31 protein-coding genes are annotated in these 26563 nt (G+C 69.7%); 12 read left to right on the top strand and 19 right to left on the bottom strand.

All coding sequences use genetic code 11. The annotated features are described in order from the left end of the window. Positions 1-6: 6 nt before the first annotated feature. The 11 genes from fliN to F9288_RS04445 form a co-directional block, all read right to left on the bottom strand. Entirely contained in the window at positions 7-309 is a 303-nt protein-coding gene (fliN, locus tag F9288_RS04495; protein ID WP_174835526.1) for a flagellar motor switch protein FliN, read from the bottom strand. Continuing rightward, the gene (locus F9288_RS04490; RefSeq protein WP_174835525.1) at positions 306-1244 is read right to left on the bottom strand and encodes a flagellar motor switch protein FliM; all 939 of its coding nucleotides are present in this window, start codon (positions 1242-1244) and stop codon (positions 306-308) included. The genes fliN and F9288_RS04490 overlap by 4 nt, the downstream gene beginning before the upstream one ends. Positions 1245-1250: 6 nt before the next feature. Then, positions 1251-1883 (bottom strand): flagellar basal body-associated FliL family protein, encoded by a 633-nt coding sequence (locus F9288_RS04485; RefSeq protein ID WP_174835524.1) that lies wholly within the window; start codon positions 1881-1883, stop codon positions 1251-1253. A gap of 17 nt (positions 1884-1900) precedes the next feature. Then, complete coding sequence (locus F9288_RS04480) at positions 1901-3094, bottom strand: flagellar hook-length control protein FliK (RefSeq protein ID WP_174835523.1); 1194 nt, start codon at positions 3092-3094, stop codon at positions 1901-1903. 40 nt (positions 3095-3134) lie between these two features. Continuing rightward, positions 3135-3554 carry a hypothetical protein gene (locus tag F9288_RS04475; protein ID WP_174835522.1) on the bottom strand — a complete coding sequence of 140 codons (420 nt, stop codon included), beginning with the start codon at positions 3552-3554 and terminating at the stop codon, positions 3135-3137. Positions 3555-3661: 107 nt separating this feature from the next. After that, positions 3662-4990, bottom strand: a complete 1329-nt coding sequence (locus F9288_RS04470; RefSeq protein WP_174838861.1) for a FliI/YscN family ATPase — start codon at positions 4988-4990, stop codon at positions 3662-3664. Beyond that, positions 4990-5742: a FliH/SctL family protein gene (locus F9288_RS04465; RefSeq protein WP_174835521.1), complete on the bottom strand. Its 753-nt coding sequence runs from the start codon at positions 5740-5742 to the stop codon at positions 4990-4992. The genes F9288_RS04470 and F9288_RS04465 overlap by 1 nt, the downstream gene beginning before the upstream one ends. Beyond that, complete coding sequence (gene fliG / locus F9288_RS04460) at positions 5735-6766, bottom strand: flagellar motor switch protein FliG (protein ID WP_302675317.1); 1032 nt, start codon at positions 6764-6766, stop codon at positions 5735-5737. The genes F9288_RS04465 and fliG overlap by 8 nt, the downstream gene beginning before the upstream one ends. Next, complete coding sequence (fliF, locus tag F9288_RS04455) at positions 6763-8481, bottom strand: flagellar basal-body MS-ring/collar protein FliF (protein WP_174835520.1); 1719 nt, start codon at positions 8479-8481, stop codon at positions 6763-6765. Before fliF ends, fliG begins: the two co-directional genes overlap by 4 nt. Positions 8482-8484: 3 nt before the next feature. Beyond that, complete coding sequence (gene fliE, locus F9288_RS04450; RefSeq protein ID WP_174835519.1) at positions 8485-8847, bottom strand: flagellar hook-basal body complex protein FliE; 363 nt, start codon at positions 8845-8847, stop codon at positions 8485-8487. Beyond that, positions 8844-10103, bottom strand: a complete 1260-nt coding sequence (locus tag F9288_RS04445) for a sigma-54-dependent Fis family transcriptional regulator (protein ID WP_174835518.1) — start codon at positions 10101-10103, stop codon at positions 8844-8846. Before F9288_RS04445 ends, fliE begins: the two co-directional genes overlap by 4 nt. A gap of 283 nt (positions 10104-10386) precedes the next feature. Between F9288_RS04445 and F9288_RS04440 the strand changes: the two genes are divergently transcribed. After that, the gene (locus tag F9288_RS04440; RefSeq protein ID WP_174835517.1) at positions 10387-11217 is read left to right on the top strand and encodes a flagellin; all 831 of its coding nucleotides are present in this window, start codon (positions 10387-10389) and stop codon (positions 11215-11217) included. 135 nt (positions 11218-11352) lie between these two features. Here the strand turns inward: F9288_RS04440 and F9288_RS04435 are convergent, their stop codons facing one another. The 8 genes from F9288_RS04435 to F9288_RS04400 all read right to left on the bottom strand — a co-directional run bounded on the left by F9288_RS04435 (position 11353) and on the right by F9288_RS04400 (position 17520). Next, positions 11353-12102 carry a sigma-70 family RNA polymerase sigma factor gene (locus F9288_RS04435; RefSeq protein WP_174835516.1) on the bottom strand — a complete coding sequence of 250 codons (750 nt, stop codon included), beginning with the start codon at positions 12100-12102 and terminating at the stop codon, positions 11353-11355. Continuing rightward, a complete protein-coding gene (gene flhA / locus F9288_RS04430) occupies positions 12099-14159 on the bottom strand; it encodes a flagellar biosynthesis protein FlhA (RefSeq protein ID WP_174835515.1) in 2061 nt (686 codons plus the stop codon). The genes F9288_RS04435 and flhA overlap by 4 nt, the downstream gene beginning before the upstream one ends. A gap of 6 nt (positions 14160-14165) precedes the next feature. Continuing rightward, positions 14166-15020 carry a lytic transglycosylase domain-containing protein gene (locus F9288_RS04425; RefSeq protein ID WP_174835514.1) on the bottom strand — a complete coding sequence of 285 codons (855 nt, stop codon included), beginning with the start codon at positions 15018-15020 and terminating at the stop codon, positions 14166-14168. Positions 15021-15109: 89 nt separating this feature from the next. Beyond that, a complete protein-coding gene (locus F9288_RS04420) occupies positions 15110-15424 on the bottom strand; it encodes a flagellar protein FlgN (protein ID WP_174835513.1) in 315 nt (104 codons plus the stop codon). Then, positions 15411-15713 carry a flagellar biosynthesis anti-sigma factor FlgM gene (gene flgM, locus F9288_RS04415; protein WP_174835512.1) on the bottom strand — a complete coding sequence of 101 codons (303 nt, stop codon included), beginning with the start codon at positions 15711-15713 and terminating at the stop codon, positions 15411-15413. Before flgM ends, F9288_RS04420 begins: the two co-directional genes overlap by 14 nt. A 96-nt stretch (positions 15714-15809) precedes the next feature. After that, entirely contained in the window at positions 15810-16313 is a 504-nt protein-coding gene (locus tag F9288_RS04410) for a flagella basal body P-ring formation protein FlgA (protein WP_174835511.1), read from the bottom strand. Beyond that, a complete protein-coding gene (locus F9288_RS04405) occupies positions 16310-16852 on the bottom strand; it encodes a flagellar motor protein MotB (protein ID WP_254621074.1) in 543 nt (180 codons plus the stop codon). Before F9288_RS04405 ends, F9288_RS04410 begins: the two co-directional genes overlap by 4 nt. Next, entirely contained in the window at positions 16849-17520 is a 672-nt protein-coding gene (locus F9288_RS04400) for a motility protein A (protein WP_174835510.1), read from the bottom strand. Before F9288_RS04400 ends, F9288_RS04405 begins: the two co-directional genes overlap by 4 nt. Positions 17521-17725: 205 nt before the next feature. Between F9288_RS04400 and F9288_RS04395 the strand changes: the two genes are divergently transcribed. From F9288_RS04395 to F9288_RS04345, 11 genes are read left to right on the top strand one after another with little or no spacing between them, the layout of a single operon-like run. Beyond that, positions 17726-18070 (top strand): flagellar basal body rod protein FlgB, encoded by a 345-nt coding sequence (locus F9288_RS04395; RefSeq protein ID WP_174835509.1) that lies wholly within the window; start codon positions 17726-17728, stop codon positions 18068-18070. Positions 18071-18072: 2 nt separating this feature from the next. Further along, the gene (gene flgC / locus F9288_RS04390; protein ID WP_174835508.1) at positions 18073-18480 is read left to right on the top strand and encodes a flagellar basal body rod protein FlgC; all 408 of its coding nucleotides are present in this window, start codon (positions 18073-18075) and stop codon (positions 18478-18480) included. Between the two features lie 3 nt (positions 18481-18483). Beyond that, positions 18484-19176, top strand: coding sequence for a flagellar hook assembly protein FlgD (locus F9288_RS04385; RefSeq protein ID WP_174835507.1), 693 nt, complete (start codon positions 18484-18486; stop codon positions 19174-19176). 21 nt (positions 19177-19197) lie between these two features. Next, positions 19198-20460: a flagellar hook protein FlgE gene (locus tag F9288_RS04380; RefSeq protein WP_174835506.1), complete on the top strand. Its 1263-nt coding sequence runs from the start codon at positions 19198-19200 to the stop codon at positions 20458-20460. A gap of 26 nt (positions 20461-20486) precedes the next feature. Continuing rightward, entirely contained in the window at positions 20487-21239 is a 753-nt protein-coding gene (locus F9288_RS04375; protein WP_174835505.1) for a flagellar basal body rod protein FlgF, read from the top strand. 12 nt (positions 21240-21251) lie between these two features. Beyond that, positions 21252-22040, top strand: a complete 789-nt coding sequence (flgG, locus tag F9288_RS04370; protein WP_174835504.1) for a flagellar basal-body rod protein FlgG — start codon at positions 21252-21254, stop codon at positions 22038-22040. 17 nt (positions 22041-22057) lie between these two features. Next, positions 22058-22744 (top strand): flagellar basal body L-ring protein FlgH, encoded by a 687-nt coding sequence (locus F9288_RS04365; RefSeq protein ID WP_174835503.1) that lies wholly within the window; start codon positions 22058-22060, stop codon positions 22742-22744. After that, complete coding sequence (locus F9288_RS04360; protein ID WP_174835502.1) at positions 22744-23901, top strand: flagellar basal body P-ring protein FlgI; 1158 nt, start codon at positions 22744-22746, stop codon at positions 23899-23901. The genes F9288_RS04365 and F9288_RS04360 overlap by 1 nt, the downstream gene beginning before the upstream one ends. Next, entirely contained in the window at positions 23898-24239 is a 342-nt protein-coding gene (locus F9288_RS04355; protein ID WP_174835501.1) for a rod-binding protein, read from the top strand. The genes F9288_RS04360 and F9288_RS04355 overlap by 4 nt, the downstream gene beginning before the upstream one ends. Next, positions 24239-25585, top strand: coding sequence for a flagellar hook-associated protein FlgK (flgK, locus tag F9288_RS04350; RefSeq protein ID WP_174835500.1), 1347 nt, complete (start codon positions 24239-24241; stop codon positions 25583-25585). The genes F9288_RS04355 and flgK overlap by 1 nt, the downstream gene beginning before the upstream one ends. Further along, positions 25585-26475: a flagellin gene (locus F9288_RS04345; protein WP_174835499.1), complete on the top strand. Its 891-nt coding sequence runs from the start codon at positions 25585-25587 to the stop codon at positions 26473-26475. Before flgK ends, F9288_RS04345 begins: the two co-directional genes overlap by 1 nt. Positions 26476-26563 lie beyond the last annotated feature (88 nt).

The raw sequence follows: 26563 nt of genomic DNA, 5'->3' as shown, positions 1-26563 counted from the left end.
GCCGGATCAGCCGCGCTTCTCGGGATTGACTAGCTCGGTCATGCGCACGCCGAAACGCTCGCCGACAGTCACCACCTCGCCGCGCCCGATCAGCGTGCCGTTGACGAACACCTCGAGCAACTCGTTGGCCTGCCGGTCCAGCTCGATCACGCTCGATTCGCCGAGCGCGAGCAATTCGCGCAGCGTGAGCTGGGCCGAGCCGATCTCGACCGTCAGCTTGACGTCGACATCCTGCAACAGCCGGAAATTGGCGGCCACCGCGCCGGAGGCGTCGGGGTCGACCGGAAAGGCGCCGGCCATGTCGTTCATGCGTTGGTTCCTTCAAGGCTCGCGAGTTTGGTGAGGCGGATGGCGGCATGGCCGTTGGCGGTGCCGACGGTGCCGGTGCCGAGCCGGTCGTTGCCGACCATCACCGGCACGTCGTTGGTGAAATGGATCGGGATGACGTCGCCGGGCTTCAGCTCCATTAGTCGGGCGAGGCTGATGACCGGCTCGGCGAGGACGGAGCGGACCGGGAAGCGCACCTGCATCGCCGCGCGGGTGAGCGCGGCGGTCCATTGCGCGTCCTGCTCGACCGACTTGGCGACGACCTTGCCGGTCAGCGCGGTGCCGTGCGGCTTCAGCGCCGTGACCGGATAGACGAGATCGATGAACACCGGCTTGGCCTGGCCGCGCGCGATGCCGAAGCGGGTGACGATCATCGCATCATCCGCCTCGATATTGGTGAGCATCGCGGCATTGGCCTCGCAGCGGCCGACCGTGAAGTGGACGCGCGCCAGCGGCTCCCACGCGGCGGCGAGCGGGGTGGCGATCATCTCGCCGAGCCGCGCCACCATCGCCTCGGCGGCGGGCGAGAATTCGTGCGGCAGCTCGGCCGGCACATGGCCGATCCCGCCGAAGAACAGGTCGAGCAGCTCCAGCACGAAGCGGCCGTCGAGCACGCAGAGCGCGGTGCGCTCGTCCATGCCGAGCGGCAGCCATGCGGTGAGCTGGTCCGGGCGCTCGACGCGGTAATCGGCGAAGCGCTGCACCATCAGCGGCTCCGCCCATGTCCTCACCTCCTGCCGGAGCACCGGCTCGAACACGCCGCGCAGGCTCCGCGCGAGGCGCGCGGAGAGGTGCTGCAACGTGTGCAGGTCGCCGAACGGATTGAGCTTCGCCTGCCCCAGTCCGCCCGGCTGGACGGTTTCGGTGCGGGCGCGCTCGCGACGTTCGGCGTCAGAAGGTGAAGCGGCGTTAACCATGCCTGCTCACTGAACAACGAAATTGGTAAAGTAGACGTTACCAACGCCGCCGAATCCTTCCTTTTCCTTAAGAACCTTGTTGATCGCGGCGGCGAGCCGCTTCGCCAGCACTTCCTTGCCCTGCGAGCTGAACACCTGATCCTCGCTGGTGTCGCCCAGCGTCATCAGCACGGCGGAGCGCACGGCGATGTCGTTGGTCTTGATGTTGCGGATGACGGTGTCGTCGTAAGGCGTGGAGATGGCGATGCCGACCTGGAGGAAATGCACCGAATCCTGGAGGTTGGCGGTGAAGTCCTTCTCCATCGCGTAGTAATTGGAGGCATAGCGGTCGCCGCCCTCGCCGGCCGGGGTGGGCATGCCGTGATTCTCCGCCGGCTTGGCCTCGGCGCTCTCGCCGCCGCCGTGGCCGCCTTCGTCCTTGCCGTCGCCGGGGCGCTTCTGCTCGCTCTTGGGGACGAGGCGCGGGCCGGTCGCCTCGGCTTTCGTCTTGCCGCCGATCAGCCCGGAGCCGGCGGCATACAGCCCCGCCCCGACGCCGCCGCCGACCAGCGCCAGCGCGCCGACCCCCAGCATGATGATCTTGGGCAGCTTGCCTTTCTTCTTGGCCGGCGCGTCGGGCTTGGCTTCGGTGTCGCTCATTTGGTTGTCCTCGGGTGTCAGGCGATGCGGCCTTCGGCCGCGACGGTGTCGTCCGCCTCGGCCGTCGCGCGCGGCGGCGCGGCGGGCGTGGCGGCGGATTGATGGGCGCGCTGCTGCTGTTGTTGCTGTGACAGCGTCTGCCCGGCGGTGTCGGCGCCGCCGCCGGTGGTGGCGGAGAGCTTGATCCCGCGCGCTTCGGCCAGTTCCGTCAGGCGCGGCTGCGCGTCGGCGAGGATCTGCCGCGTTTCCGGCTGATGCGCGTCGAGCCGCACCGAGACGCCGTCGCCCTCGCGCTTCAGCGTCACGTCGATCTTGCCGAGCGCGTCGGGGATCAGGCGGATGCTGGCGTCGTTGGCGTTGGCGGCGTCGCGCAGCGCGTCGATCCGCTGGATCATCTGCTGCGGCCAGTTGTCCTGCTTCATGTCGAGCGCGGCGTGGCGCGAATCGGCGGTCGCGGCGACCGCGTGGAGCGTGTTGTCGGTGCCGGCGGGCGGCGCGGCGAGCACCGGCTGCCCGGTCGCCGGGCGGTCCTCGACGGCGGCGCGCTGGATCGCGGCGGCGAACACCTGCGCGGCTGGCGCGATCCGTGTCACCTGCGGCTCGGCCGGTGCTGGCGCCGCGATCGCGAGGGGAACGGCGGATGCGCCCGGTTGCGATTCGATCGTCGCGCGGGGCGTGGCCGCTGGCGACGATTGCATCGCCGCGACCTTGTCCGGCATCGCGGGAACGGTAGCGGGTGCCGTGACCGGAGATGGCGTCGACAAGGAGTTCGCGGCGATCGCGCCCGACGGCGCGGCGAGACCGGGCTGCGGAGCGCCGACCACCGACGAGCCCGTGGCCTGCACCGGCAAGGCCGGCTCCTGATCGGCAATGACGGGAAGCTGCATCTGCGGGCGCGAGGCTGGCGCCGTCACCGGCAATGCCTCCGCATCCGCCTTGGCGGGCGCGGGCGAAGTGGTCGGGGCGACCAGGATCGAGGCTAGCGCCGGCGCGACCCATGCGAGGGCGGCCGCCTGATCGTCGTCGTCGCCGTCCGGCAAATCCTTGCCGGGCGCGGCATCCTTCTGCCGGGGATCGGGCGCGCCGTCCGGCATGTCCGCCACGGGCGCCAGCAGCGCGAGGAACGCGATCGCGGACGGCGCCACGCCGGGCGCGGCGATCGGAATCCCGGTCTTGGGGGTCGTCAGTGCCAGGGTTGAAACTGCGGTCATGAGCACCTGCGTGTCGCCGGGATTGGTCCCGTGGGACCGTTCAGCAAGGATCGTGCCGGATTTTCCGCGTCGGCGGCGCATCGCGCAGCGCGCGGATCTCGCGCAGCGCCGCTTCGGCCAGCCCGCGCTCGATCAGTTTCTCCACCGCGCTCTGGTCGCGCTTCGCGGCGCGGGTCGCCTCGGCGGCGCGCGCGGCCTCCGCCTCGGCGGTGCGGACGCGGTTGGCGGCGGTCTCGGCGGAGCGGTGCAGCCGGTCGCGGTAATGCGCCGCCGCCGCGAGCGAGAAGCCCGCCGCGCGATCCTCCACCGGCGAGACCTCCTCCGCCAGCCGAGCGATGCGCGACGACAGCGCCGATTCCTGCTCGTGCGCCGCCCGCGCGCGCATCTCCTCCGCCTGCGCGAGACCGAGCTGGAGCGTGCGTACCCGCAGCACCCGCGCGAGCCTGGCGGGATCAGCCATGATCGGTTTCCGGCGCCGGCCCGCTCCCCCGCCCGGCCTCCCGTTCAGGATATGCTATGGGAGGCCGGGTGGGGGAGCGGGCCGGCGCCGCCTGCAAATGAAAGCCGTCAGCCATCGCCGAACACGCCGGTCAGTTCGGCGACCGAATCCTCCAGCGGCACGATCGCGTCGGCGTCCTGCCGCACGAACTCCATCACGGCGGGGTGATAGGCTATGGCGGCGTCGATCTCCGGGTCGCTGCCGCTGCGATAGGCGCCCATCAGCACCAGATCGCGATTCTCCTCATAGGTGGCGAGGTGGCGGCGCAGCACGCGCGCGGCGCGCAGGTGCGCGGGCGCGGCGATGTCGGTCATCACGCGGCTCACCGATTTCGACACGTCGATCGCGGGATAGACCGCGCGTTCGGCCAGCGCGCGGCTCAGCACGATATGCCCGTCGAGGATCGAGCGCGCCGAATCGACCACCGGGTCGTTGCCGTCGTCGCCGTCCGCCAGCACGGTGTAGATCGCGGTGATCGACCCGCCGGAGGTGACGTCCGTCCCGGCGCGCTCGATCAGGTTGGGCAGCATCGCGATCGCCGACGGCGGATAGCCGCGCGCCGATGCCGGCTCGCCCAGCGCCAGCCCGATCTCGCGCCCGGCATGGGCGACGCGGGTCAGCGAATCCATGATGAGCAGCACGTCCTTGCCCTCGGCGCGGAACGCTTCGGCGATGGCGGTGGCGCGCAGCGCGCCGCGGATGCGCAGCACCGGCGAATGATTGGCCGGCACCGCGACGACGACGCTTTTCGCGCGCGCCTCGCCCGCCACCTTGGTCTCGAGGAAGTCGGCCACCTCGCGGCTGCGCTCGCCGATCAGGCCGATGACGATCACGTCCGCCCTCGCCGCGCGCACCATCATGCCGAGCAGCACCGATTTGCCGACGCCCGATCCGGCCATGATGCCGATGCGCTGTCCCTTGCCGATCGTCAGCAGCCCGTTGATCGCGCGCACGCCGACGTCGAGCGGCTGGAGCACGCGCCCGCGATCGAGCGGCGACTGGAGCTTGCCGGCGAGTGGCCATGTGCCCGCGCCCCGGATCGCGCCCAGCCCGTCGATCGGCCGCCCCGCGCCATCGACCACGCGGCCGAGCAGTGCCGCGCCGACCTCCGCCTCGCCCGGCGGGCCGATCGGGCGCACCGGGGCCTGCGGCAGCAGCGCGGCCGGGCCGCCGAGGTTCATCAGCAGGGTGCGGCCGTTGCGGAAGCCGATCACCTCGGCCTCGACGCCCGCGCCCTTCCCGCCGACCTGGCAGACGGTGCCGACCGGCAGGTTCAGCCCGATCGCCTCCATCAGCAGCCCGTCGAACGAGGCGAGCCGGCCGGAGACCTTGGGCGCGGGCCGGAAATCGGCATCGGCCAGCGCGGTGAGATAATCGTCGGCGAACAGGTTGAGCATCAGCACGCGTCGCCGTCGGGCAGCGCCACCTTGTCCATCGTCCGGGCGAGCTGCTCCAGCCACAGGTCCGGCCCGTCCTCCACGATGGTCGAGGCGGCCTCCATCACGAAGCTGCCGCGCGCCACGCTGGCGTCGCCGGCCGCGAAGACCGTGTCGGGCAGATGGCCTTCCAGCAGCGCGACGTCGGCCGGATTGACGCGCAGGATCGCGCTCTCCGCCGTATCCGCCAGCAGGTCGGTCGCGGCATTGACCCGTGCTGCGAGCAGCGGGCCGGACACGCCCGCCTCGCCGACCAGCCGCGTCACGAGATGCAGCACCGTCTGGCGCAGGTTGCGCGCGAGTTGCTCGCGATCGATCCGCGTGTCGGAACGCAGCGCCTCGACCAGACGGGCGAGCATCGCGCGGTCGCGTTCCGCCGCTTCGCCCAGTTCGGCGCGCGCGGCGGCGAGGCCCTCGGCGAAGCCGGCGTCGTGCGCCGCCTGCCGCGCCACCTCGGCCGGATCGATGAACGGCGTCGGCTCCGCGTCCGAATCGAGCGGGTCCCAGCCCTTGGTCGGCGCGGCGTCGCGGTTGGCCGGCGCATAGCCGCGCGGCGCCTCGCCGGTCTCGCCGCCGCCGAACGCCTGCCTGATCCGCGCGATGAGATCGGCCGGGGCGAAGCCGCTCGGCTGCTCCGCGAACATGCGTTGCAGGCGGATCGCGGCGTCGTCGTGCCGCGCGGAAAGGCCCGCGACGAAGGCGTGTTCAGACATAATCGTCCTCGCCGCCGCCCATCTGGATCGTGCCGTCCTTGGCCAGGTTGCGCGCGATCTGGATGATCGCCTTCTGCGCCTCCAGCACCTCGGAGAGCTTCATCGGGCCGCGCGCTTCCATCTCGTCGCGAATGCCATCGGCCGCGCGGGCCGACATGCAGCCGAGGAAGCGGCTGCGCGCCGCCTCGTCCACGCCCTTCAGCGCGCGGGTCAGGATGTCGCCATCGATGTTGCGGATCAGCGTGCCGAGGTTCTTGTCGTCCATGTCGAGCAGGTTGTCGAACACGAACATCGCCTCCTCGATCGCCTTGGCGGTTTCCTTGTCGAGCTTGAACAGCTTGGGCATCACGCGCTGCTCGGTCGCCTTGCGCGCGCTTTGCAGGATCTTCGCCGCCTCGCGCGTGCCGCCTAGCTGCACCTGCGTCGCCTGCTGGCCCGCGCCGCTGCGATTGGCGAGCATGTGGCGCAGCGTCTCCACCGCTTCCGGTGTGATCGGGCCGAGCTTGGCGATGCGGTGCAGGATTTCCGGTTGCGCCGCATCGGGCAGCAGCTCCAGCACCTGGCTGCCGACCGACGGATCGAGGTTGGCGATCAGCACGGCGGCGATCTGCGGATGCTCCTTCTCGATCATGCCGGCGATCTCGCTCGCGTCGAGCCAGTCGAGCAGGTCGATCTCGCACGCCGCCTCGGCCGGGGTGATGCGGGCAAGCACGCTGTCGGCCTTTTCCTGGCCGAGCGCGCGGTGCATCACCGCCTCGATCTTCGGGCGCGGGTCGAAGGCGATGCCGGTGCGCTCGCGCGCGCGGCCGACGAAATCGTCGAGCACGCCCGCCACCTCCGCCTCGCTGACGTCGGCGACGGTGAACATCGCCTTGCCGAGCTGGCGCACCTCGTCCGGCTCCAGCTTCTGGAGGATCGCGGCGGCTTCCTCCTCGCCGACCAGCATCATCAGCACGGCGGCGCGCTCGACGCCGCTGAAGCTGCGGACGAGGGCCGTTGTGGGGGCGGTCGTCGGCGCGTTCACCGCGCGTCCGCCTTGATCATGTCGCGCACCGCCAGCGCGGCGCGGGCGGGATTGTCGCGAGTGAAGCCGCGCACCGCGCCGACGCGCTCCTCATAGCTTTGCGCGCTTTCGAGTTCGTCGATGCCGACCGGGCCGGTGACGCGGATGCCGCCCTCGGCGCCGCCGCCCTCGCCGGTCGCGCTGCCCATCGGCATCCCGTCCGGCCCGACCAGCGCGGGCCTTGCGCCGGGGACGGCGGCTTCCTCGCGCTTCTTCATCAGCGCGGCGGCGAGCGGGCGGACGCCGAGCAGCAGCACCAGCAGCGCGATGACGATCGCGGTCAGGTTGCGCGCGATCATCGGCAGCCAGCTGTTGTCATACCATTTCGGCCCGCCGGCGGCGTCGGCGGCATCGGCGAACTTCTTGCTGATGACGGTGACATTGTCCTGCCGGTTGGCGTCGAAGCCGACCGCCGACTTCACCAGGTCGGTGATCTGGCCGATCTCCATCGCGGTGCGCCGGCCCTTGTCCGGGTCGCGCAGCAGGACGGCGACCGACAGGCGCTTGATCCCGCCCGGCGCGGCGCGCGTCACCGACACTTCCTTGCCGAGGTCATAGGCGCGCTGGAACTGGTCGGACTGCTTGTTGGCGTCGGGCGCGGGGCCGCCGGCGACCGGCGTCGGCGAGGCGGCCGGCTGCGGCTGGCCGCTGTCGCCGGTCGCGGGCTGCGGCTTCTGCAACATGCTGGCCGGCGGCGGGGTGTTGCTCAGCGCGCCGGGGATGCCGCCGGGCGTCTGCGCGCCGTTCGGCGCCTGATTGCCCGTCCAGTTGCCCGCCTCGGCGCGCAGCGCGCCCTGCTTGTCATAGCTTTCGCGCGTCGCCTGCGTCTCGTCGAGGTTGACGTCGGCCTGCACCTCGGCGGTGAAATTGCCCGCGCCGACCAGCGGCGTCAGGAGCTGGATGAGCTGCTGGCGATACTTGTCCTCGATCTGGCGCTGGAAGCGGATGCGCTGCTCGCTGCCGTTGTCGGCCTGGCCGCCGGATTTGGACAGCAAGGCGCCCATCTGGTCGACCACCGTGACATTGTCCGGCTTCATCCCCGGCACCGACGAGGCGACGAGGTTGACGATCGAGGCGACCTGCGCGTCGGACAGCGACCGCCCCGGCTGGAGCTTCAGCACCACCGAGGCGGAAGGCGCGGCATTGTCGCGCACGAACACGCTGGCTTCGGGCGTGGCGAGATGCACCCGCGCCTCGACGACCGCGTCGATCTCCTGGATCGAGCGCGCGATCTCCGTCTCGCGCGCCTGCCGCAGCCGCTCGCCCTCGACGGCGCGGGACACGCCCATCGGAAGCTGGTCGAGGATGGCGTAGCCGGCCGGCGCGGTCTTGGGCAGGCCCTGCCCGGCGAGCAGCATCCGCGCCTTGGCGTAATCCTCGTCCGCCACCGTGATCGAATCCGTGCCGGTATCGACATGGCTCTTGATGTTCGCGGTGGTCAGCGCGGCGGTGACGGCGGCCTTGTCGCTGTCGGCGAGGCCGGAGAACAGCGTCTTCTGCGGCGGCGTCGACAACATCGACCAGGCGAGCGCGGCCGCGCCGATCAGGCCGATCAGCAGGGCCATCGGCCCGGCGCGGCGCACCGCGGGCTGCGCGAGCATGCCCTGGATCTGCCGGAGCGGATTGGCGAACCTCTCGGGGATCACCGGGTTTGCGGGGGTAAGTGCGTTGGCCATGTCTTACACCGGCATGCTCATGATGTCCTTGTAGGCGGACAGGATCTTGTTGCGGACCTGCAGCGTCGCCTCGAAGCCGACCGAGGCTTCCTGACGCGCCAGCATCACCTTGGCGATGTCGACGGTCTCGCCGCGTTCATAGGATTCGGAGAGGGCGTTCGCCTTCACTTGCGTATCGTTGACCTTGGAGAGCGCGCTCTCCATCGATTGCGCGAAGCTGGTCGAGGGCGCGGCGGCGGACGTGCCGCCGGCCTGCGGCGCGCCGACCGACTGGCTGGCGCGCGACAGCGCCTGGTTGCGTTCCAGGATCTGCGCGCGCAGCGCCATCACCCGGTCGATCCCGCCGAGGCTGTCGATGCCGCTCATGCCGACGCCACCCGGCTATGCGGTGCGGCGATATCCTCGCCCTGCTCGCGCGCCTTGGCCAGGCGATAGCGCAACGTGCGCTCGGAGATGCCGAGCCGCCGCGCGGTCTCGATCCGGCTGCCGTTGCACGCCTTCAGCGTCTCGCGGATCGCGGCGAATTCGGAAAGCTGCACCACCTTGCCCAGGGTCGCCGCCTCGTTGGCGGCGCGCATCGGGGCGGCGGCGCGGTCGAACACGATGTGGCTTGCCTCGATCGTGTCGCCGGCAGCGAATAGCAGGGCGCGCTGGATCACATTCTCCAGCTCGCGCACGTTGCCTGGCCAATCGTGCGCGGCCAGCGCGGCGAGCGCCTCGGCCGACGGCCAGGGCACGATCGCGCGCTTGCCGGCATGGCGCAGGATCATCGTCGCGGCGAGCGCGGGGATGTCCTGCGGCCGCTCCGCCAGCGCCTTGGTGGCGAGCGGGAAGACCGACAGGCGGTAATAGAGGTCGGCCCGGAAGCGGCCCTCCGCCACCTCGTTCTGGAGGTCGCGGTTGGCGCAGGCGATGACGCGCACGTCCACCGGAATGGGCTGGGTCGCGCCGATCGGCACCACCTCGCGCTCCTGCAGCACGCGCAGCAGCTTGGATTGCAGCGCCAGCGGCATCTCCGCGATCTCGTCGAGCAGGATCGTGCCGCCGTGTGCCGCGCGGAAGAAGCCCTCGCCGCCGGAGGAGGCGCCGGTGAACGCGCCCTTCTGGTGGCCGAACAGCATCGCCTCCAGCATCGTCTCGGGGAGGGCGGCGCAGTTGATCGCGACGAACGGGCCGTCGCGGCGCGCGGAATTCATGTGGATCGTCCGCGCCAGCACTTCCTTGCCGGTGCCGGTGGGGCCGTTGATGAGCACGGTGATGTCGGCCTCCGCCACGCGCTCGGCCAGCGCGAACAGCGCGAGGCTTTCCGGGTCGGCGGCGGTCGGGCTGTCCGGCCCGGCGACCAGCGCGCGGGCGAAGGCATTGCCCACCAGCGCGTCCTCGCGGCCGAACGCGATGCGCGCCGGGGCGCCGTCACGCGGCGGGACCACCGCGCGGGCGCCCTCCCCGATCACGACGGTCCGGGCGGGGGCGGGCGCGGGTTCGCCGGGCGCGACGAGCCACATCGTTCCGGCCGTGGCGCGCGTGCCGGGCTTCTCGAGCGCGAAGCCCTGAGCGCGCAGCGACGACACGAGCGCGACATGGCGTTCGGCGATTGCCGGCGATGGAATGATCGAGCGCATTTTCCCCCTCGTTCCCTGTGCGATGAAGTTGGGGGAAAAAGGTTAACGACCGGTATAGGACGTTGCCGGCCGGCAGATTTTTTCCGGGCGCGCGCGGTCGCGGCGTGCCCTCGTGTGCAAGCGCATGTGGCGCGCGCGCGTGCCCGCGCATTGGCCGGGGGACGGCGGTTTTTTTGCAGGCGAGTGCTAAATCGCGTCGGCGCCCGGCCGTTTCGGGTGGTGACGGCCCGGCCATCCGCACATCGGGGGGCGGCGGACCCGTCAGCCACGACGGAGAACTATTATGACGGTTATCGCAACCAACACCGCCGCAATGCGCGCCACTGCGGCCTCGGTCAGCGCGAACAGCGCGCTTTCGACCGCGATGGAGCGCCTTTCGACGGGCAAGCGCATCAACTCGGCCAAGGACGATGCCGCCGGCCTCGCCATCGCCGCGTCGATGACCTCGCAGATCCGCGGCATGAGCCAGGGCATCCGCAACGCCAATGACGGCATCTCGATGGCGCAGACCGCCGAAGGCGCGCTGGACGAAGTGACCAACATGCTCCAGCGCATGCGCGAACTGGCGGTGCAGGCCGGCAACGACACCTATTCGTCGGACGACAAGGCGAACATCGCCAAGGAGCAGAAGGCGCTCGCCACCCAGATCGACTCTGTGCTCAAGAACACCGTGTTCAACAACCAGCATCTGTTCGACGGCACCGCCGGCACGAGCGGCAGCGTGACGATCCAGGCGGGCGCGAACACGTCCGACACCGTGACGCTCGATCTGTCGACGAACCTGACCGCGGCGACCAGCAAGACCACCATCGTCACCGCCGCGGCGAGCGACACGACGCCGATCACCGATCTCGGCAAGTTCGACGATGCGGTCACCGAGATCGCCAGCACGCGCGCCGGGCTCGGTGCGTCGCAGAACCAGCTCGAATCGGCGGTCAACAACCTGACCTCGAACGTCACCAACCTGTCCGACGCGCAGAGCCGGATCGAGGACGCCGACTTCTCGACCGAATCGACCAACCTCGCCAAGGCGCAGATCCTGAGCCAGGCGTCGACCGCGATGCTCGCGCAGGCCAACCAGTCGCAACAGGGCGTGCTCAAGCTGCTCCAGTAAGCGAGTGATCGGTTTCGGCGCCGCCCCCCCAAAGGGTGTCGGAGCCGATTGCGAACCCCGGCAGCCGCAAGGTTGCCGGGGTTTTCGTTCGTGCGGATGTGCTGGAAATCCCGTCCCCCCGGGGGAGGGGAAGAATCAGCGCGGCGTCAGGACCTTCTTCAGCCTCGCGTGCGCGGCGGACTTGATCTGGCAGACGCGTGCCGCGCCGACGCCCAGCACCTGCCCGATCTCCTCGAGGTTCAACTCCTCGACGTGATAGAGGTGGATCACCAGCCGCTCCCGCTCGGGCAGCGCGGCAACCGCGTCGGTCAGCAGGTCGCGCACCTCGCCCTCGGCGAGCTGGTCGAACGCGCTCGGCTCGTCGCTGGCGAACCAGGGCTGGTCGTCGGCATAGACCTCGTCGATCGGGTCGAAGCGGACCGCCTCGGCGGTGGCATATTCGGCGCGGAGCTTCTCCACCGTCACGCCCAGCCGCGCGGCCGTCTCGGCGTCGGTCGGGGCGCGGCCGAGCTCGCCCGCGAGCTGGCCGGTCACACGCCGATAATCGCGGCGGCGGCGGATCGCGCCGCGCGTCATCGCGGCGTGGCGGCGTAGTTCGTCGATCATCGCGCCGCGCAGCCGCGTCGTGAGATATTGGCGGAACGTCACCTGCCCGCGATCCTCGAACGCGGCGGCCGCCTCGACCAGCGCGACGAGGCCGACCTGCACCAGGTCCTCCACCTCCACCGCCGTCGAGACGCTGCCGTGGACATGCCACGCCAGCCGCCGGACCAGCGGCAGATGCTCGTGGACCAGCGCGTTCTCCTCCTTCGCCCGCGCGCGCGGACTATAGGTGAGCGGGGCGGCGCCGGCGAAGGCGTCGCGGTGCGGCAGCTCCGCGCTCATGCGGGCAGCGCTTCCGGCGCGCCGATGATGGCGACAACCTCGACGGCCTTGTCTTCCGGTACTTCGAAGAAGCTCATGACAGGGGTATCCGGCAGCACGGTTTTGACGAGTTTGCGGATCGCGACGCGGATCGCCGGCTGGACGACCAGCGCGAAAGGCTTCGCTTCGTTGACGAGCGGCTGGGCGGCGCGTTGCAGCGCATCGACGATGCGGCGGCCGAGGTCCGGCTCGATCACATGCCGGCGCGCCGGATCGCCGCGCACCGCTTGCCCCAGCAGCCCTTCGAGCTGGCCCTCCAGCGTCATCACGCGCAGCGGCTCGCGCACGCCGCACAGTTTCTGGATAATGAGGGGGCCAAGCTCGGGGCGGATCAGCTCGACAATCTCCTCGGCGTCCTGCGTCTTCTGCGCGACGACCGCGATCGCGGAGGCGATGCGGCGGAACTCCCGGAGCGGCACGCCCTCGGCGAGCAGGCTGCGCAGCACCGTCGTCAGCGTGGTGATCGGCAACGGCTGCGGCGAGAGCGAGGCGACAAGCTGCGGGTTGCGCTCCTTGAGGCCGTCCAGCAGCGCCTGCGTCTCGTCCGCGCTCAAGAGGTCGGCGGCATTCGCGCCGAGGACATGATTGAGGTGCGTCGCGATGACGGTGCCCGAATCGACCACCAGATAGCCGGCGCCGGTCGCGGCATCGGCGTCGCCCGGCGCGATCCATGTCGCGTCGAGGCCGAAGGTCGGGTCCTTCGCCTTCTTGCCCTTGAGGTCGCCGAAGCCGGTGCCGGTGTCGAGCGCCAGCATCTCGTCGGGCGAGACCTGGTCCTCGCCCAGCACCACGCCGCCGACCAGCAGGCGATAGGTATAAGGCGCGAGGTTGATGTCGTCGCGCACCTTCACCTGCGGCACGACGAAGCCGAGTTCCTTGGAGAGCTGGCGCCTGACGCCGGTGATCCGCGACATCAGCGGGCTGCCCTTGCGCTCGTCGACCAGCGGCACGAGGCCATAGCCGATATCGAGGTTGATCATCATCCCGTCCGTCACCTCGTCCCAGCCGATGCGGGATTGGTCGACCGGCTCGGGTTTCACCTCCGTCACCGGGGCGGGGCGGTTGGCGATCTGGCGCAGCTTCCACGCGGTGAAGCCGGCGATCGCGGCGGCGGGCAGGATCACCAGATGCGGCATCCCCGGCAGCACGCCGAGCAGGAACAGAATTCCCGCCACCGGCGTCCAGGTGCGCGGCGATCCGAACTGGCTGCCGATCTGCCCGGCGAGATCCTTGTCTGACGAGACGCGGGTGACGATCGCGGCGGCGGCGATCGACAGCATCAGGCTGGGAAGCTGCGCGACCAGCGCGTCGCCGATCGCCAGCAGCGTATAGCCCTTGGCCGCCGCGCCGATCGACATGCCATGGCTGACCGGGCCTAGGATCAGCCCGCCAATGATGTTCGCCGCGAGGATCAGGATCGCGGCGATGGCATCGCCTTTCACGAACTTCGACGAACCGTCCATCGATCCGTAGAAATCCGCCTCGGTCGCCACCTCGACACGGCGCTTCTTGGCCTCGTCGGGGGTGATGAGGCCCGCGTTGAGGTCGGCGTCGATCGCCATCTGCTTGCCCGGCAGCGCGTCGAGCGTGAAGCGCGCCGACACCTCGGAGACGCGGCCGGCGCCCTTGGTCACCACGATCAGGTTGATGATCATCAGGATCGCGAAGACGAAGATGCCGACGACATAGTCGCCGCCGATCAGGAAGGTGCCGAACGCCTCGATCACATGGCCCGCCGCGCTCTCCCCCTCGTGGCCGTGGACCAGCACGACGCGGGTGGAGGCGACGTTGAGGCCGAGCCGGAACAGGGTGGCGAACAGCAGCACCGTCGGGAAGGCGGAGAAGTCGAGCGGCTTCTGCGCGTTCAATGCCACCATCAGCACCGCGAGGCTGATGGCGATATTGGCGACGAAGAACACGTCGAGCAGCGCCGCCGGGATCGGCACCACCATCACGACGACCAGCAGCAGGATCGCCAGCGGCAGCGCGGCGGCGCGGGGATTGCCGAGGAATTTCATCGCGGCTTAGCCCCCCATCCTTGCGAGCATCATGTACGCCAGCCGCGCGGTGTCCGGCGTCGGGCGCAGCAGGCTCGCCGCCTGCGCCTGCCCGCCGCGCGCGCCGAGCGCGGCGCTGGCCCAGCTCAGCGCGTCGGTCGCGCTTTGGTTCGCGCCGGTGACGACGGTGGCGCCGTCCATGTCGAGCGCCTGCGCGGCGAATTGCACCGCCGGCAAGGAATTGCCGGTGTTGCCGGCATTGCCGGCCCCGTCGCCCAGCTTGGCGGCGAAGCGCTGATAGACGTCGGACAGCGATCGCGCGCTGCCGTCGCTGTTGTAGAACACGCCGCGATTGGCGCGCGCGGCGGCCGGGAACAGGCCGGCGGCGCTGGTGCCGGGATTGCTCTGCATATTGGCGAGGAAGCGCCGCGCGCCGCCCAGCCCGAGGAAATGCGCCATATAGAGGTCGGTGCCGGTCGCCTGGCGGCCGGTGGCGCTTTCCAGCGCGTCCTTGTTGTCGGAGGCGTGCTCGGCGGCCATCGCCGAGGCGATCTCCGGGTTGTTGCGCAGCGCGAGGATCGCCTGTTTCGTCGCGCTGTCGCTCACCGTCATGCGGCCGGACGCGTTGCGGCTGATCGCGTCGGCGGCCCAGCCGAGGCCGTATTCGCCGCCGTGCTGCTTCATCACCGACAGCCAGCTCTGCTCGACGAACTGATACAGCCCGCGCGCCGAGGAGGTCGCGGCGGAGGCGGTGGCGTTGAGGCCGCTTTCGACCTTGGCCTGGCCGAGAAGATAGTCGAAATCGATTCCGGTGCGCGCCGCCGCCCGCTGGATCGCGGACTGGATGCGGCCGGCATTCGAGGCAATGGCGTTGACGGTCATCGTATCGCGTCGGTTCCCTGTTCGGGATCAACGCAGCAAGGATCGTGCCAATTCGTTAACCAACCCGCCCGCCAGCGCGGCGGCGGGGATCAGGCGTAAGCCGCGACCGGCCCGCGCCGATAGGCGTTGCCGCCTTCGCCGGTCAGCATCTGAAGCCGGCGGCGGACGTTGGCGGCCATCAGGTTGACATAGATGCGGCACGTCTCGTTGAGCCGGTCCGCCTCGGTCGCCAGCTCGCGAAGCTCGGGACCGGCGGGGCCGTCGCCGAGCGCGCGGAGCGTCTCGATCGCGGCGAGCTTGTCCGCCGTCGCGCGTTCCAGCCCGGCGATGTCGTTCGTCTTCAGCGCCGCGATCTCGGCATGAAGCGTCTCGATCACGCGGATCAGCGCGTCACGCCGGGTCATTGGACAGCCAGTCGTAGCGCAGCGCGATCAGCCGGTCGGCGAGCGTCGCTGGGGAAATGGGGAAAGTGCCGTTCGCCAATGCTTCCTTGATCCGCTTCACGCGGTCGGCATCGACCGGCGGCTTCGCGGCAAGCTGCGAGGCGAGCGTCTGCGGCTGCCGGCTCTGCGACACCGCGGTATCGGACTGGCCGGAGACCGCCGGCACCGCATCGGTAGCCTGGACGCGCACGACCGGCACGACCGGCAGGTCGTTTGTCGTGACAGGCTTCGCGCCGATCGAATCCACCATGTCCGCACCTTCCCGGTTTCGCTGACATGGCGATAAACGGCGGCTGGCGGAAAAGTTTTAGAAACTTTTTTCGCGGCGCCGGGGCGAGGGGCCGCATCACTGCCCGGTCCAGCCCGGCAGCGTCGCGCGGCCCGGCTCGACCGCGACCGCCTGGACCGGCGCGCGGCTGTTGTCCACCTTCACCATCAGGCGCTCGCCGGCGGCGGCGTCGCCCATCGCGACGCCTTCGCGCGTGATCGAGAAGCCGTCCGATCCGGCCTCGATCGTCAGCGGGTCGCCGCGCTTGATGACCTTCTCCGCGTTCCGCGCCACGGCGGGCGCGGCGGGGGAGGAGATGATCGTGGTGCGCGCCGGCATCACCACCGGCACGAAGACGCGCCATTCCGGCCCGGTGCAGGTGACGACCACCGCGTCATGCGCGTCGGTGCGCCACGCCATCGACACCATCGGGCATTGCGCGAGGCGCAGGCGCGAATCGACCGGTGCGCGCGCGCCGCCCTCCTCCCCGATCGGCCGCCCGGTGAAGGAGGCGACCCCGCGATCGAGCGCGGTGATATCCTGGAAAGAGGCGGCTGCGGCGAGCAGGACGAGAGCGATCATCGGGCATTTCCTTCGCCTGCGAATGCAAGCGTGACGGTGACCCGGCGTTGGCCGGGGCGGTTGGTGGTGGCGACGAGGACGCGGCCGGGCGCGACCTGCCCCAGCGCGGCGGCGACCGCGCGGGCGCGGTCGGCGGCGAGCACCGCGGCGCTGCCGGTGGAGGGGTCGACATCGGCCGGGGTGCCGTCGGTGCCGCCGGTGACGGTGAGCGCGACGCGCGGGTCGCGCGCGGCATCCCGCGCCCAGCCGACCAGCGCGTCGGGCGGCGCCGGCAGCGCGGCCGAGCCGGGCGCGAAGCCGCCGAGCGCATTGGCGGCGAGCGGCATCGCGGGCGGCGCCGGCGTGCTCACCGGTTGCGCGCTGGCGCCGAAACCTTCGCGCATCCCGTTGGCGAGGCGGCGCGGGTCGAGATGATGATTCGCCTGCAGCAGCACGAAGAAGCCGACCAGCAGGAGCGCGAGATCGGCGAGCGTTATCAGCCACAGCGGGCGGCCCGGCGCGCGCGCCGGAAACTCGTCGAAGGCGTCGGCGTCGGTCACGATGCCTCCTCGCGCGCGGGCGAGAAGCTGACCGGGGCGATCACGCGCGGCGCCTCGCGCGTGGCGAGCGCGGCGAGCGGCGCTTCCAGCCGGGCGCGCTCGAACGCTTCGGCGCGCGCGGCGGCGCGCAGCCGGCTGGCGACCGGCATGGCGACGAGGTTGGCGATGATCGCGCCGTAAAGCGTGGCGAGCAGCGCCACCGCCATCGCCTGACCGATCGCGCGCGGGTCGCTCATCTGGGTGAACATCGCGACGAGGCCGACGAGCGTGCCGACCATGCCCATCGCGGGCGCGGCTTCGGCCATGCCGGCCCAGGCGTCGGCGGCGGCGGCGTGACGCTCGATCCGCGCGCGGCGGCGGTGGCGCAATTCCCGCGTGACCGTCTCGCCGCCCTCGCCGTCGACGATCATCGCGATGCCGGCGGCAAGGTCGGGATCGACGATCACCGTGCGGTCGAGCGCGATCGTGCCGTGGCGGCGCGCGATGCGCGATAGCGAATGGACCTGCTCCAGCAGCGGCTCGGCGCTGAAATCGCGGCGCGGCAGCGTGACGAGCGCCTTCAGCGCGCGCGCCAGATCGGCGGACGGCGTGCGCAGCATCGCCGCGACGATCGTGCCGCCGCCGACGATCACCGCCGCATAGGGATCTAGGAACGTGCCTGGGGTCATGCCCGCCTTTCCGCAAGGTGCGTGCCAATTGCCGGCCGCGGGGGGAGGGGCCGCCCGCCCGGCCGCCAGGCGGCAACCGTTGCCGGCCGCCCGGCAACATCTTGCCGCTTCCCCGCGCCACCACGCATCTCGCGCCGTCGCGCCGGCAATTGGCACGCCCCTTGCTGATAGTCCCGCGCACATTCCCGTGCAGGAGACCGGGCCGATGGCCAGCGACACGTTGTTCGGAGTTCACGCCGCCGCCCTCCAGGTGCGCTCGCAGCGCATGGGGCTGCTCGCGTCGAACATCGCCAACGCCTCCACCCCAGGCTTCAAGGCGCGCGACGTCAACTTCCAGCAGGCGCTGGGCGCGGTCGAGCAGTCCGGCGACAGCGGCTTCGACGCGAGCGTGAAATATCGCGTGCCGCTCGAGCCGTCGATGGACGGCAACACCGTCGATCTCAGCCAGGAGCAGACCGCCTTCGCCGAGAACGCCGTCCAGTATCAGACGACATTGTCCTTCCTGAACGGGCGGATCGGCCAGATCACCCGCGCGCTGAAGGGAGAATGAGCATGGCCCAGCCGCTCTCGATCTTCCAGGTCGCCGGGCGCGCGATGTCCGCGCAGCTCGTGCGGATGAACACCACCGCGTCGAACCTCGCCAATGCCGGCGGCATCGCCGGTTCGGAGGCGGAAGCCTATCGCACGATCAAGCCGGTGTTCCGCACCAGCTACGACGCGGCGTCCGGCATGTCGACGGTGGACGCCGTGCAGGTCGTCACCGCCGGGAGCACGCCGACCAAGCGCTACGACCCGACCAATCCGATCGCCGACAAGGACGGCAATATCTACGAGGCCGCCGTCGACGAGACCCGCGAGCTGGTCGACATGATGGAGACGGCGCGCAGCTACCAGAACAACGTCGAGGTGATGAACACCGCCAAGTCGTTGATCCTCGACACCATCAAATTGGGGCGCTGATAGATGACCACGACCACCGACAGCACGTTCGATTCGACGCTCGCCTCGCTCGGCATCGCCCGATCGACCAACAGCTCCTCGACCGCCAACACCACCGGCCAGACCACGCTCGGCCAGGCCGATTTCCTGAAGCTGATGACGGCGCAGATGCAGAACCAGGACCCGTTCTCGCCGGTCGACAACACCCAGATGGTCGCGCAGATGGCACAATTCTCCTCGCTCGCCGGCATTTCGGACATGTCGACGACGCTGAAGGCGATCGCCGACAAGCTGGGCGCCACCACCACGGCCGACGCGGTGAGCTATATCGGCAAGAATGTGCTGGTGCCCGGCAACGTCGCCTATGGCCGCACCTCGGGCGGCATCACCGGCGCGGTCGAGCTGGGCGGGGATGCGACGAACGTCAACGTCACCATCACCGGCTCGAACGGCGAGGTGCTCAAGACGATCAAGCTGGGCGCGCAGTCCAAGGGCACCGTCAACTATGACTGGGACGGCACGACCGACCAGGGCGCCGACGCCGGCACCGGCCCGTTCAACGTGACGGTCACCGCGCAGGACAACGGCGCCACCGTTGCCGCGACGGGCCTCGTCTGGGCGCCGGTCACGTCGGTTTCCACCACCAGCGGCAGCGCCGTCCTCACCCTTCCCGGCATCGGCGACACCGACGCCTCCGCCGTTCGCCAGATCGGCTGATTTTCACAGGAGCAAACCCCCATGGCCTTCTACACCTCGCTCACCGGCCTTCAGGCGGCGCAGACCGACATGTCGGTCATCAGCCACAATCTCGCCAACGTCGCCACCAACGGCTTCAAGAAGTCGCGCAGTGAGTTCGCCGACGTGATCGCCAGCAACATCTCCACCTCGCCGACCTCGATGGTCGGCTCGGGCGTGGTGGTGAAGGGCAATATCCAGCAGTTCACGCAGGGCAGCTTCACCCAGTCCGGCAACGCGCTCGATCTCGCGATCTCCGGCGACGGCTTCTTCGCGGTGAAGCCCGATCCGGAGGCGGCGAAGGTGAACTTCACCCGCAACGGCGGCTTCAGCGTCGACGCCAACCATTATGTCGTCGATTCGAACGGCGGGCATCTCCAGGTCTATCCGGTCGACGGTTCGGGCGCGGTGGTCGCGTCCGGCCTCGATTCGACCGTCTCGCTCCAGCTTCCGGCGACCAGCGGCGTCGCGGTCGCCACGTCGAACGTGAAATACACGCTCAACCTGTCGTCCAGCACCGGCCTGCCGACCAATTCGACCTTCGACCGGTTCGATCCGACGAGCTACAACAATTCGACGTCGAGCACCGTCTATGACGCGAACGGCAACGCGCTGACGATGACGACCTATTTCAAGCGCGAGAGCCTGCCGGACGCGTCGGGCAACAGCACCTGGGCGGCCTACAGCTACATCGGCGACCAGCAGCTCACCACCGGCGGCACGCCGGGCACGACGCTGACGTTCAACAGCGCCGGGCAGCTCACCTCGGGCAATACCAACACCTTCGATCCGGTCACCCCCTCGGGCGCGACCGCGGCGCAGACCGTGACGGTCGATTTCGGTTCCTCGACCACGATGATCGCCTCGCCGTTCAACGTCTCTGCGCGCTCGCAGGACGGGTCCTCGGTCGGCCAGATCGCGGGCGTGACGATCGACGAGACCGGCCTGGTCAAGGCGAGCTATTCGAATGGCGACGTGCGCAATCTCGGCAAGGTGGCGATCATCAACTTCGCCAATCCGGCCGGCCTCCGGCAGATCGGGTCGAGCTACTGGCAGGCGACCGGCCTGTCGGGCGACGCGGTGGCGGGATCGGCCAGCCAGAACGGCCTCGGCTCGCTGATGACCGGCACGATCGAGCGGTCGAACGTCGACATCACCGAGGAACTGGTCAACCTGATCGCGGCGCAGCGCAATTTCCAGGCGAATTCCAAGGCGCTCGATACCGACAACCAGATCTCGCAGACGATCCTGAACATCCGGTCGTGATCGCGGGAAGGGCGCGGGAGGCGTAGATGGACAAACTGGTCTATACGGCGGCGACCGGCCTGCGCGCGCACATGCAGGCGCAGGCGGCGATCGCCAACAACATGGCCAACGTCTCCACCACCGGCTTCCGCGCCGATCGCGTGGTGTTCGACCAGATCCAGCTCAAGGGCGGCGGCGCGTCGCTGATGGCGCGCTCGCCCACCTCGTCGGAGGTGACGGATGCCGATCGCCAGCAGGGCGCGCTGATCTCCACCGGGCGCAGCCTCGACGTGGCGGTTTCGGGCCGCGACGACTGGATCGCGGTGCAGGCGCCCGACGGCGGCGAGGCCTATACGCGGCGCGGCGATCTTTCCGTCTCCGCGTCCGGCACGCTCCAGACCGGCGATGGCTTCCTGGTGATGGGCCAGTCCGGCCCGATCACCATTCCGCCGTACAATTCGCTGTCGATCGGGTCGGACGGCTCGATCTCGATCGTGCCGCAGGGCGACGCCAGCGGCAAGCCGCAGGTGATCGACAAGATCAAGCTCGTCTCCGACACCGGCGCCGATACCGTGAAGGGGCTGGACAACCTGCTCCACGTCCGCGGCGGCGGCGCGCTGCCGGAGAATCTCGACGGGCAGGTCGTCTCGGGCACGCTCGAGGGGTCGAACGTCAACATGACGCAGGCGCTGGTCGACATGATCGAGAACCAGCGCAGCTACGAGGTGCAGGCCAGCCTGCTCAAGAACGCCAAGGACATGGACGAAGGCGCCGCATCCGTGATGCGCCTGCCGAGCTGAGGAAGATAGACGATGACCACCGCTGCCATGCACATCGCGCGCACCGGGCTGGACGCCCAGGACATGCGCATGCGTGTCATCTCGAACAATCTGGCGAACGTGAACACCACCGCGTTCAAGCGCGACCGCGCGAATTTCGCGACACTCGGCTATCAGGTGGTGACCGCGCCGGGCGCGCAATCGACGCAATCGACGCAATATGCCACCGGCCTCAACCTCGGCACGGGCGTGCGCGTGCAGGGCACCGCGCGGATCGACACCGAAGGCTCGCTCAACACCACCGGCAACAGCCTCGACATGGCGATCGACGGCGACGGCTATTTCCAGGTGCAGATGCCGAGCGGCGAGCTGGGCTATACCCGCGCGGGCAATTTCTCGCGCTCGCCGGAGGGGCTGCTCGTCACCAGCGACGGCTATCAGGTGATGCCGGGGATCACCATCCCGCAGGGCGCCAGCTCGATCACGATCGGCACCGACGGCACCGTCTCCGCGACGTTGCCGGGGCAGACCGCGGCGCAGACGCTGGGACAGATACAGGTCGCCAACTTCCCCAACGCCGCCGGCCTCCAGAGCGCGGGGGACAATTACGTCAAGGAGACCGCGGCCTCGGGCGCGGCCGATCTCGGCGTGCCGGGCGAGAACGGGCGCGGCACCGTGCGGCAGGGGATGCTGGAGGCGTCGAACGTCAATGTCGTCGAGGAACTGGTCGACATGATCGAGACGCAGCGCGCCTATGAGGTCAATTCCAAGATGATCTCGGCGACCGACGACATGCTCAAATACGTCAACCAGAACATCTGATGCCAGGACCGGACACGATGCGCGCTTCCCTTTCCCTCGCCGGCCTCGCCGCCGCGCTCCTCGCTACGTCGGCGGCCGACGCGAAGCTGTTCGGCAAGAAGGCGCCGGCGGAGGATTTCACCGCCGCCCGCCTCGCGCCGCTGCCGCAGCCGGCGGCCGACGCGCAGCCCAACGGCGCGATCTTCCAGGTGGCGAGCGGCTATGCCGCGCTGCACGAGGGGTGGCGCGCGCGCCGCGTCGGCGACCTGCTGACGATCGTGCTGGTCGAGCGCACCGCCGCCTCCAAGTCCGCCTCGTCGAAGCTCGATTCGGGCGGCGGCTTCGGCATCACCCCGCCGAGCACCGGCCCGCTCTCGCTGTTCAAGTCGACCGACGCCTCGGCCAGCGGCACGCGCAATTTCACCGGCGCCGGCACCACCGATCAGGCCAATTCGCTCAGTGGTGCGATCTCGGTGACGGTGGCGCAGGTCTATCCCAACGGCACCTTGCTGGTGCGGGGGCAGAAGCACGTCACGCTCAATCGCGGCGACGAGGTGGTGCAGATCAAGGGCATCGTCCGCACCGCCGACATCGACCTCGACAACAGCGTGCCCTCGACGCGCGTCGCCGATGCGCAGATCGCCTATACCGGCAAGGGCGACGTCGCCCGCGCCAGCCGCCAGGGCTGGCTGAGCCGCTTCTTCCAGGTGGTGAGCCCGTTCTGATGCACAGCCTCGCTTCTCCCTTCCCGCGCCCGCGCCGCTCGATCCGCTCGGATCGCGAGATCTGGTGGCTGGCGGCGCTCGCGCTGCTGGTCGCGATCCTGTCGGCCAGCCCGGCCTCGGCCGATCGCATCAAGGACCTCGGGGGCTTCCAGGGCATCCGCTCCAACCAGCTCACCGGCTACGGCATCGTCGTCGGGCTGCCGGGGACGGGCGACGACAATCTCGAATTCACCGTCCAGTCGGTGAAGGCCGTCGCCTCGCGCTTCGGCCTCCAGCTTCCCTCGAACGTCAATCCGGGGCTGAAGAACGCCGCCGTGGTGATGGTCACGGCGGACTTGCCCGCCTTCGCCAAGCCGGGGCAGCGGATCGACATCACCGTCGCCTCGCTGGGCAAGGCCAAGTCGCTGCGCGGCGGCGCGCTGGTGCTGACGCCGCTGCTCGGCGCCGACGGGCAGGTCTATGCGATGGCGCAGGGCAATCTCGCGGTCGGCGGGCTGGGCGCGGAGGGCAAGGACGGATCGCAGATCGTCGTCAACGTCCCCTCCACCGGCCGCATTCCCGAAGGGGCGACCGTCGAGCGCGCGGTGGCGACCGGCTTCGACCAGACGCCGATGCTCACCTTCAACCTCGCGCGCGCCGATTTCACCACCGCGCAGAATGTCGCGGCGGCGATCAACCGGCGGCTCGGCGCGGGTTCGGCGGAGGCGAAGGACGGGGTGTCGATCGCGGTGAAGGCGCCGCTCGGGGCGGACGTGCGCGCGACGTTGATGTCGGAGATCGAGAACCTCGATGTGGTCGCCGCCGAGCCGTCCGCAAAAGTAATTGTTAATGCCCGGACGGGAACGGTCGTTATTAACTCAGCGGTGCGGGTCGGTCCGGCCGCGGTGACGCACGGGAAGCTGACCGTGCGCATCGACGAGAACCAGCGGGTCAGCCAGCCTGGCCCGTTCAGCCAGGGCCAGACCGCGGTTCAGCAGAAATCGCGCGTCTCGGTCGACGAGGAGCGCCGACCCATGTTCCTGCTCGCGCCGGGACCGAAGCTCGCCGACGTGGTGAAGGCGGTGAACGCGATCGGCGCGTCGCCGGCGGACCTTGTCGCGATCCTCGAGGCGCTGAAGGAAGCCGGCGCGCTGAAAGCGGATCTGGTGGTGCTATGACCGACAGTGTCGCCAGCGCGGTCGCCAGGACGCAGATCACCGGCGCGACGGGGCTGGACACCGGCCTGTCTCGTACCGCGTCGAAGGAGAATCTCGCCAAGGCGGGGCAGCAGTTCGAATCGGTGTTCACCGGCATGATGCTGAAATCGATGCGGCAGGCGAAGCTGGCCGATCCGCTGTTCGACAGCCAGGCGCTCGACACCTTCCGCGACATGCAGGACCAGAAGGTCGTGCAGCAGATGGCGGAGCATGCCCCGATAGGCATCGGCAAGGCGATGACCGACTTCCTCGCGCGTTCTCAACCCGATCTTAACCACGCCGCCCCCACCAAGAGCTGATGGCCGACCTGCTCTCCATCGGCGCCTCGGGCGTGCGCACGTATCAGACGGCGCTTTCGACGGTGTCGGAGAACATCGCGAACGTCGGCAATTCGTCCTATTCGCGCCGCACGGTCGACGTGAAGGAGGTCGGCGCGCCGACCACGCTCTTCACCGCCGCCAATGCGATGAACGGCTATGGCTCGATCGCGGCTGGGGTGAATCGCGCGTCGGACATGTTCAAGGCGGAAGCGGTGCGCTCCTCCGGCGCCGATCTCGCGCGGACGCAGGCGGGATCGGTATGGCTGGACCGCATCCAGTCGGCGCTGACCGGGCCGGACCTGTCGACCAGCCTGACCAATTTCTTCAACGCCGCCAAGTCGGTCGCCGCCGATCCCGCGTCGGCGGCGCCGCGCGCGACGATGCTGGAGAACGCCACCACCGTCGCCAATGCCTTCACCGCCACCGGCAACGCGCTGGCGCAGGTGACCGCCGATCTCGACGCAACCGCCGATCAGGCGACCGCCAGCCTCAGCACGTTGGCCACCTCGCTCGCCAAGGTGAACGACGGTCTGGGGCGCGCCGGCGCGAATACGGCCCAGTCGGCCAACCTTCTGGACCAGCGCGATTCGATCCTCGATCAGATGAGCGCGCTGGTCGACGTCAACGTCACCTTCGACGACGCCGGCCGCGCCACGGTGCGCGGCGGCGGATCGGGCGGCCCGGTGCTGGTGTCCGGCACCGATGCCGCGACCGTCACCTATGCGCGCAACGCTGCCGGCACCGTCTCCTTCGCGGTGCAGAGCAACGGCAATTATTCGGTGCTGACGCCGAACGGCGGCGCGCTCGGCGGAATCGTCGACGGGGCGCAGCGCATCGCCGACACCCGCGACCAGCTCAACGATCTCGCCACCGGCTTCGTCAACGGCGTCAACGCGCTCCAGGCGCAGGGCCGCGATCTGAACAACAGCGCCGGCCAGCCGATGTTCAGCGTCGGCGCCGCGCCGACCGACGTGTCGCTCGCGCTGACCGACCCCAACGGCATCGCCGCCGCCGCCGTCGGCGGGGGGACGCGCGACAACAGCAACATCGTGCAGTTCGATACGCTGCGCTCGACCGGCGGGTTCGAGAACAAGGTGACCACGATCGTCTCCGCCAACGCCGCCGCGCTCGCCAACCGCAATACCGTGGCCAGCGCGCAGAGCGCGATCCACGACGGCGCCGTCTCGGCGCGTGACGCGGTTTCGGGCGTCGATCTCGATACCGAGGCGGTCGATCTGCTGCGCTTCCAGCAGGCCTATTCCGCGTCGAGCCGCGTCATCCAGGTGGCGCGCGACACGTTCCAGACAATCCTGGATATCCGCTGATGACGATCGCTCCCTCCACCAGCCTGTTCTATGACCGCACGGCGACCACCATGCGTTCGCTCACCGGTCAGGCCGACCGGCTGAACCAGCAGATCACCTCCGAGACCAACATCCTCGCGCCGTCCGACGACAGCGTCGGGTGGCAGCGGCTGCAAAACCTGTCGCTCGCCGACGCCAACGACAGCGCGTACACCGCCAATATCTCGGTGGCGAAATCGGTGTTGCAGCAGGCGGACACGTCGCTCGGCCAGATCGGCGACCAGCTCCAGCAGATATCGACGCTCGTGGTGCAGGCGGGCAACGGCACGCTGTCGGCGGACGGCAAGGCCGCGATCGCCACGCAGATATCGGACCTGCTCACCTCGATCCTCGGCACCGCCAATACCACCGACATGCGTGGTGGCCCGCTGTTCGGCGGGCAGAGCGGCGACACGGCGGTGACGCGGAACGACGACGGCTCGCTCTCCTTCGCCAACGGCGAGACGTCCGCGATCCCGATCGGCGACGGCCAGTCGGTGCAGACGAGCAACAACGCCGCCAATTTCCTCAAGACCAGTACGAGCGATCTCGGATCGGCGATCACCGCGATCGTCGCCGCGCTCAACGGCGGCGGCGATGTTCCGGCCGCCGCCACGGACACGCTCAAGAAGGTGTCGGACCAGGTCACCGCGACGCAATCGTCGATCGGCGCGCGGGCGGCGCGGGTCGATATCGTCTCGGGGCAGATCGCCAGCGCCAAGATCGATCGGTCGCAGGCGCGCACCGATGTCGACGGCTTCGATTATTCGACCGCGATCACCGAGCTGCAAAAGACGATGACCGTGCTCCAGGCGACGCAGGCGAGCTTCACCAAGCTCTCCAGCATGTCGCTGTTCGATTATCTGAAGTGAGCGCGGCACGCGGCACGCAATTAAAAACAAGGCTGGTTAACCGGATGGCGACGAACGCGCGGTAACCACGAACCAACTGATTGACTGC

It is taken from the genome of Sphingomonas sp. CL5.1, from assembly GCF_013344685.1.
In the GTDB taxonomy this organism is placed as follows: domain Bacteria; phylum Pseudomonadota; class Alphaproteobacteria; order Sphingomonadales; family Sphingomonadaceae; genus Sphingomonas.
Note: the sequence above shows the minus strand (reverse complement) of the source record. Positions and strands in the feature narration are given on the sequence as shown.

Coding starts and splice junctions, on each gene's coding strand:
- flgM (WP_174835512.1), bottom strand. CDS start 15,713: ATGGTGGATTCGATCGGCGCGAAGCCTGTCACGACAAACGACCTGCCG.
- F9288_RS04380 (WP_174835506.1), top strand. CDS start 19,198: ATGGCCTTCTACACCTCGCTCACCGGCCTTCAGGCGGCGCAGACCGAC.
- flhA (WP_174835515.1), bottom strand. CDS start 14,159: ATGAAATTCCTCGGCAATCCCCGCGCCGCCGCGCTGCCGCTGGCGATC.
- F9288_RS04475 (WP_174835522.1), bottom strand. CDS start 3,554: ATGGCTGATCCCGCCAGGCTCGCGCGGGTGCTGCGGGTACGCACGCTC.
- F9288_RS04490 (WP_174835525.1), bottom strand. CDS start 1,244: ATGGTTAACGCCGCTTCACCTTCTGACGCCGAACGTCGCGAGCGCGCC.
- F9288_RS04440 (WP_174835517.1), top strand. CDS start 10,387: ATGACGGTTATCGCAACCAACACCGCCGCAATGCGCGCCACTGCGGCC.
- F9288_RS04465 (WP_174835521.1), bottom strand. CDS start 5,742: ATGTCTGAACACGCCTTCGTCGCGGGCCTTTCCGCGCGGCACGACGAC.
- F9288_RS04360 (WP_174835502.1), top strand. CDS start 22,744: ATGCACAGCCTCGCTTCTCCCTTCCCGCGCCCGCGCCGCTCGATCCGC.
- flgK (WP_174835500.1), top strand. CDS start 24,239: ATGGCCGACCTGCTCTCCATCGGCGCCTCGGGCGTGCGCACGTATCAG.
- F9288_RS04435 (WP_174835516.1), bottom strand. CDS start 12,102: ATGAGCGCGGAGCTGCCGCACCGCGACGCCTTCGCCGGCGCCGCCCCG.
- fliE (WP_174835519.1), bottom strand. CDS start 8,847: ATGAGCGGCATCGACAGCCTCGGCGGGATCGACCGGGTGATGGCGCTG.
- F9288_RS04480 (WP_174835523.1), bottom strand. CDS start 3,094: ATGACCGCAGTTTCAACCCTGGCACTGACGACCCCCAAGACCGGGATT.
- F9288_RS04445 (WP_174835518.1), bottom strand. CDS start 10,103: ATGCGCTCGATCATTCCATCGCCGGCAATCGCCGAACGCCATGTCGCG.
- F9288_RS04375 (WP_174835505.1), top strand. CDS start 20,487: ATGGACAAACTGGTCTATACGGCGGCGACCGGCCTGCGCGCGCACATG.
- F9288_RS04470 (WP_174838861.1), bottom strand. CDS start 4,990: ATGCTCAACCTGTTCGCCGACGATTATCTCACCGCGCTGGCCGATGCC.
- flgC (WP_174835508.1), top strand. CDS start 18,073: ATGGCCCAGCCGCTCTCGATCTTCCAGGTCGCCGGGCGCGCGATGTCC.
- F9288_RS04420 (WP_174835513.1), bottom strand. CDS start 15,424: ATGACCCGGCGTGACGCGCTGATCCGCGTGATCGAGACGCTTCATGCC.
- F9288_RS04395 (WP_174835509.1), top strand. CDS start 17,726: ATGGCCAGCGACACGTTGTTCGGAGTTCACGCCGCCGCCCTCCAGGTG.
- fliN (WP_174835526.1), bottom strand. CDS start 309: ATGAACGACATGGCCGGCGCCTTTCCGGTCGACCCCGACGCCTCCGGC.
- fliF (WP_174835520.1), bottom strand. CDS start 8,481: ATGGCCAACGCACTTACCCCCGCAAACCCGGTGATCCCCGAGAGGTTC.
- F9288_RS04485 (WP_174835524.1), bottom strand. CDS start 1,883: ATGAGCGACACCGAAGCCAAGCCCGACGCGCCGGCCAAGAAGAAAGGC.
- F9288_RS04355 (WP_174835501.1), top strand. CDS start 23,898: ATGACCGACAGTGTCGCCAGCGCGGTCGCCAGGACGCAGATCACCGGC.
- F9288_RS04410 (WP_174835511.1), bottom strand. CDS start 16,313: ATGATCGCTCTCGTCCTGCTCGCCGCAGCCGCCTCTTTCCAGGATATC.
- flgG (WP_174835504.1), top strand. CDS start 21,252: ATGACCACCGCTGCCATGCACATCGCGCGCACCGGGCTGGACGCCCAG.
- F9288_RS04425 (WP_174835514.1), bottom strand. CDS start 15,020: ATGACCGTCAACGCCATTGCCTCGAATGCCGGCCGCATCCAGTCCGCG.
- F9288_RS04400 (WP_174835510.1), bottom strand. CDS start 17,520: ATGACCCCAGGCACGTTCCTAGATCCCTATGCGGCGGTGATCGTCGGC.
- F9288_RS04345 (WP_174835499.1), top strand. CDS start 25,585: ATGACGATCGCTCCCTCCACCAGCCTGTTCTATGACCGCACGGCGACC.
- F9288_RS04385 (WP_174835507.1), top strand. CDS start 18,484: ATGACCACGACCACCGACAGCACGTTCGATTCGACGCTCGCCTCGCTC.
- F9288_RS04365 (WP_174835503.1), top strand. CDS start 22,058: ATGCGCGCTTCCCTTTCCCTCGCCGGCCTCGCCGCCGCGCTCCTCGCT.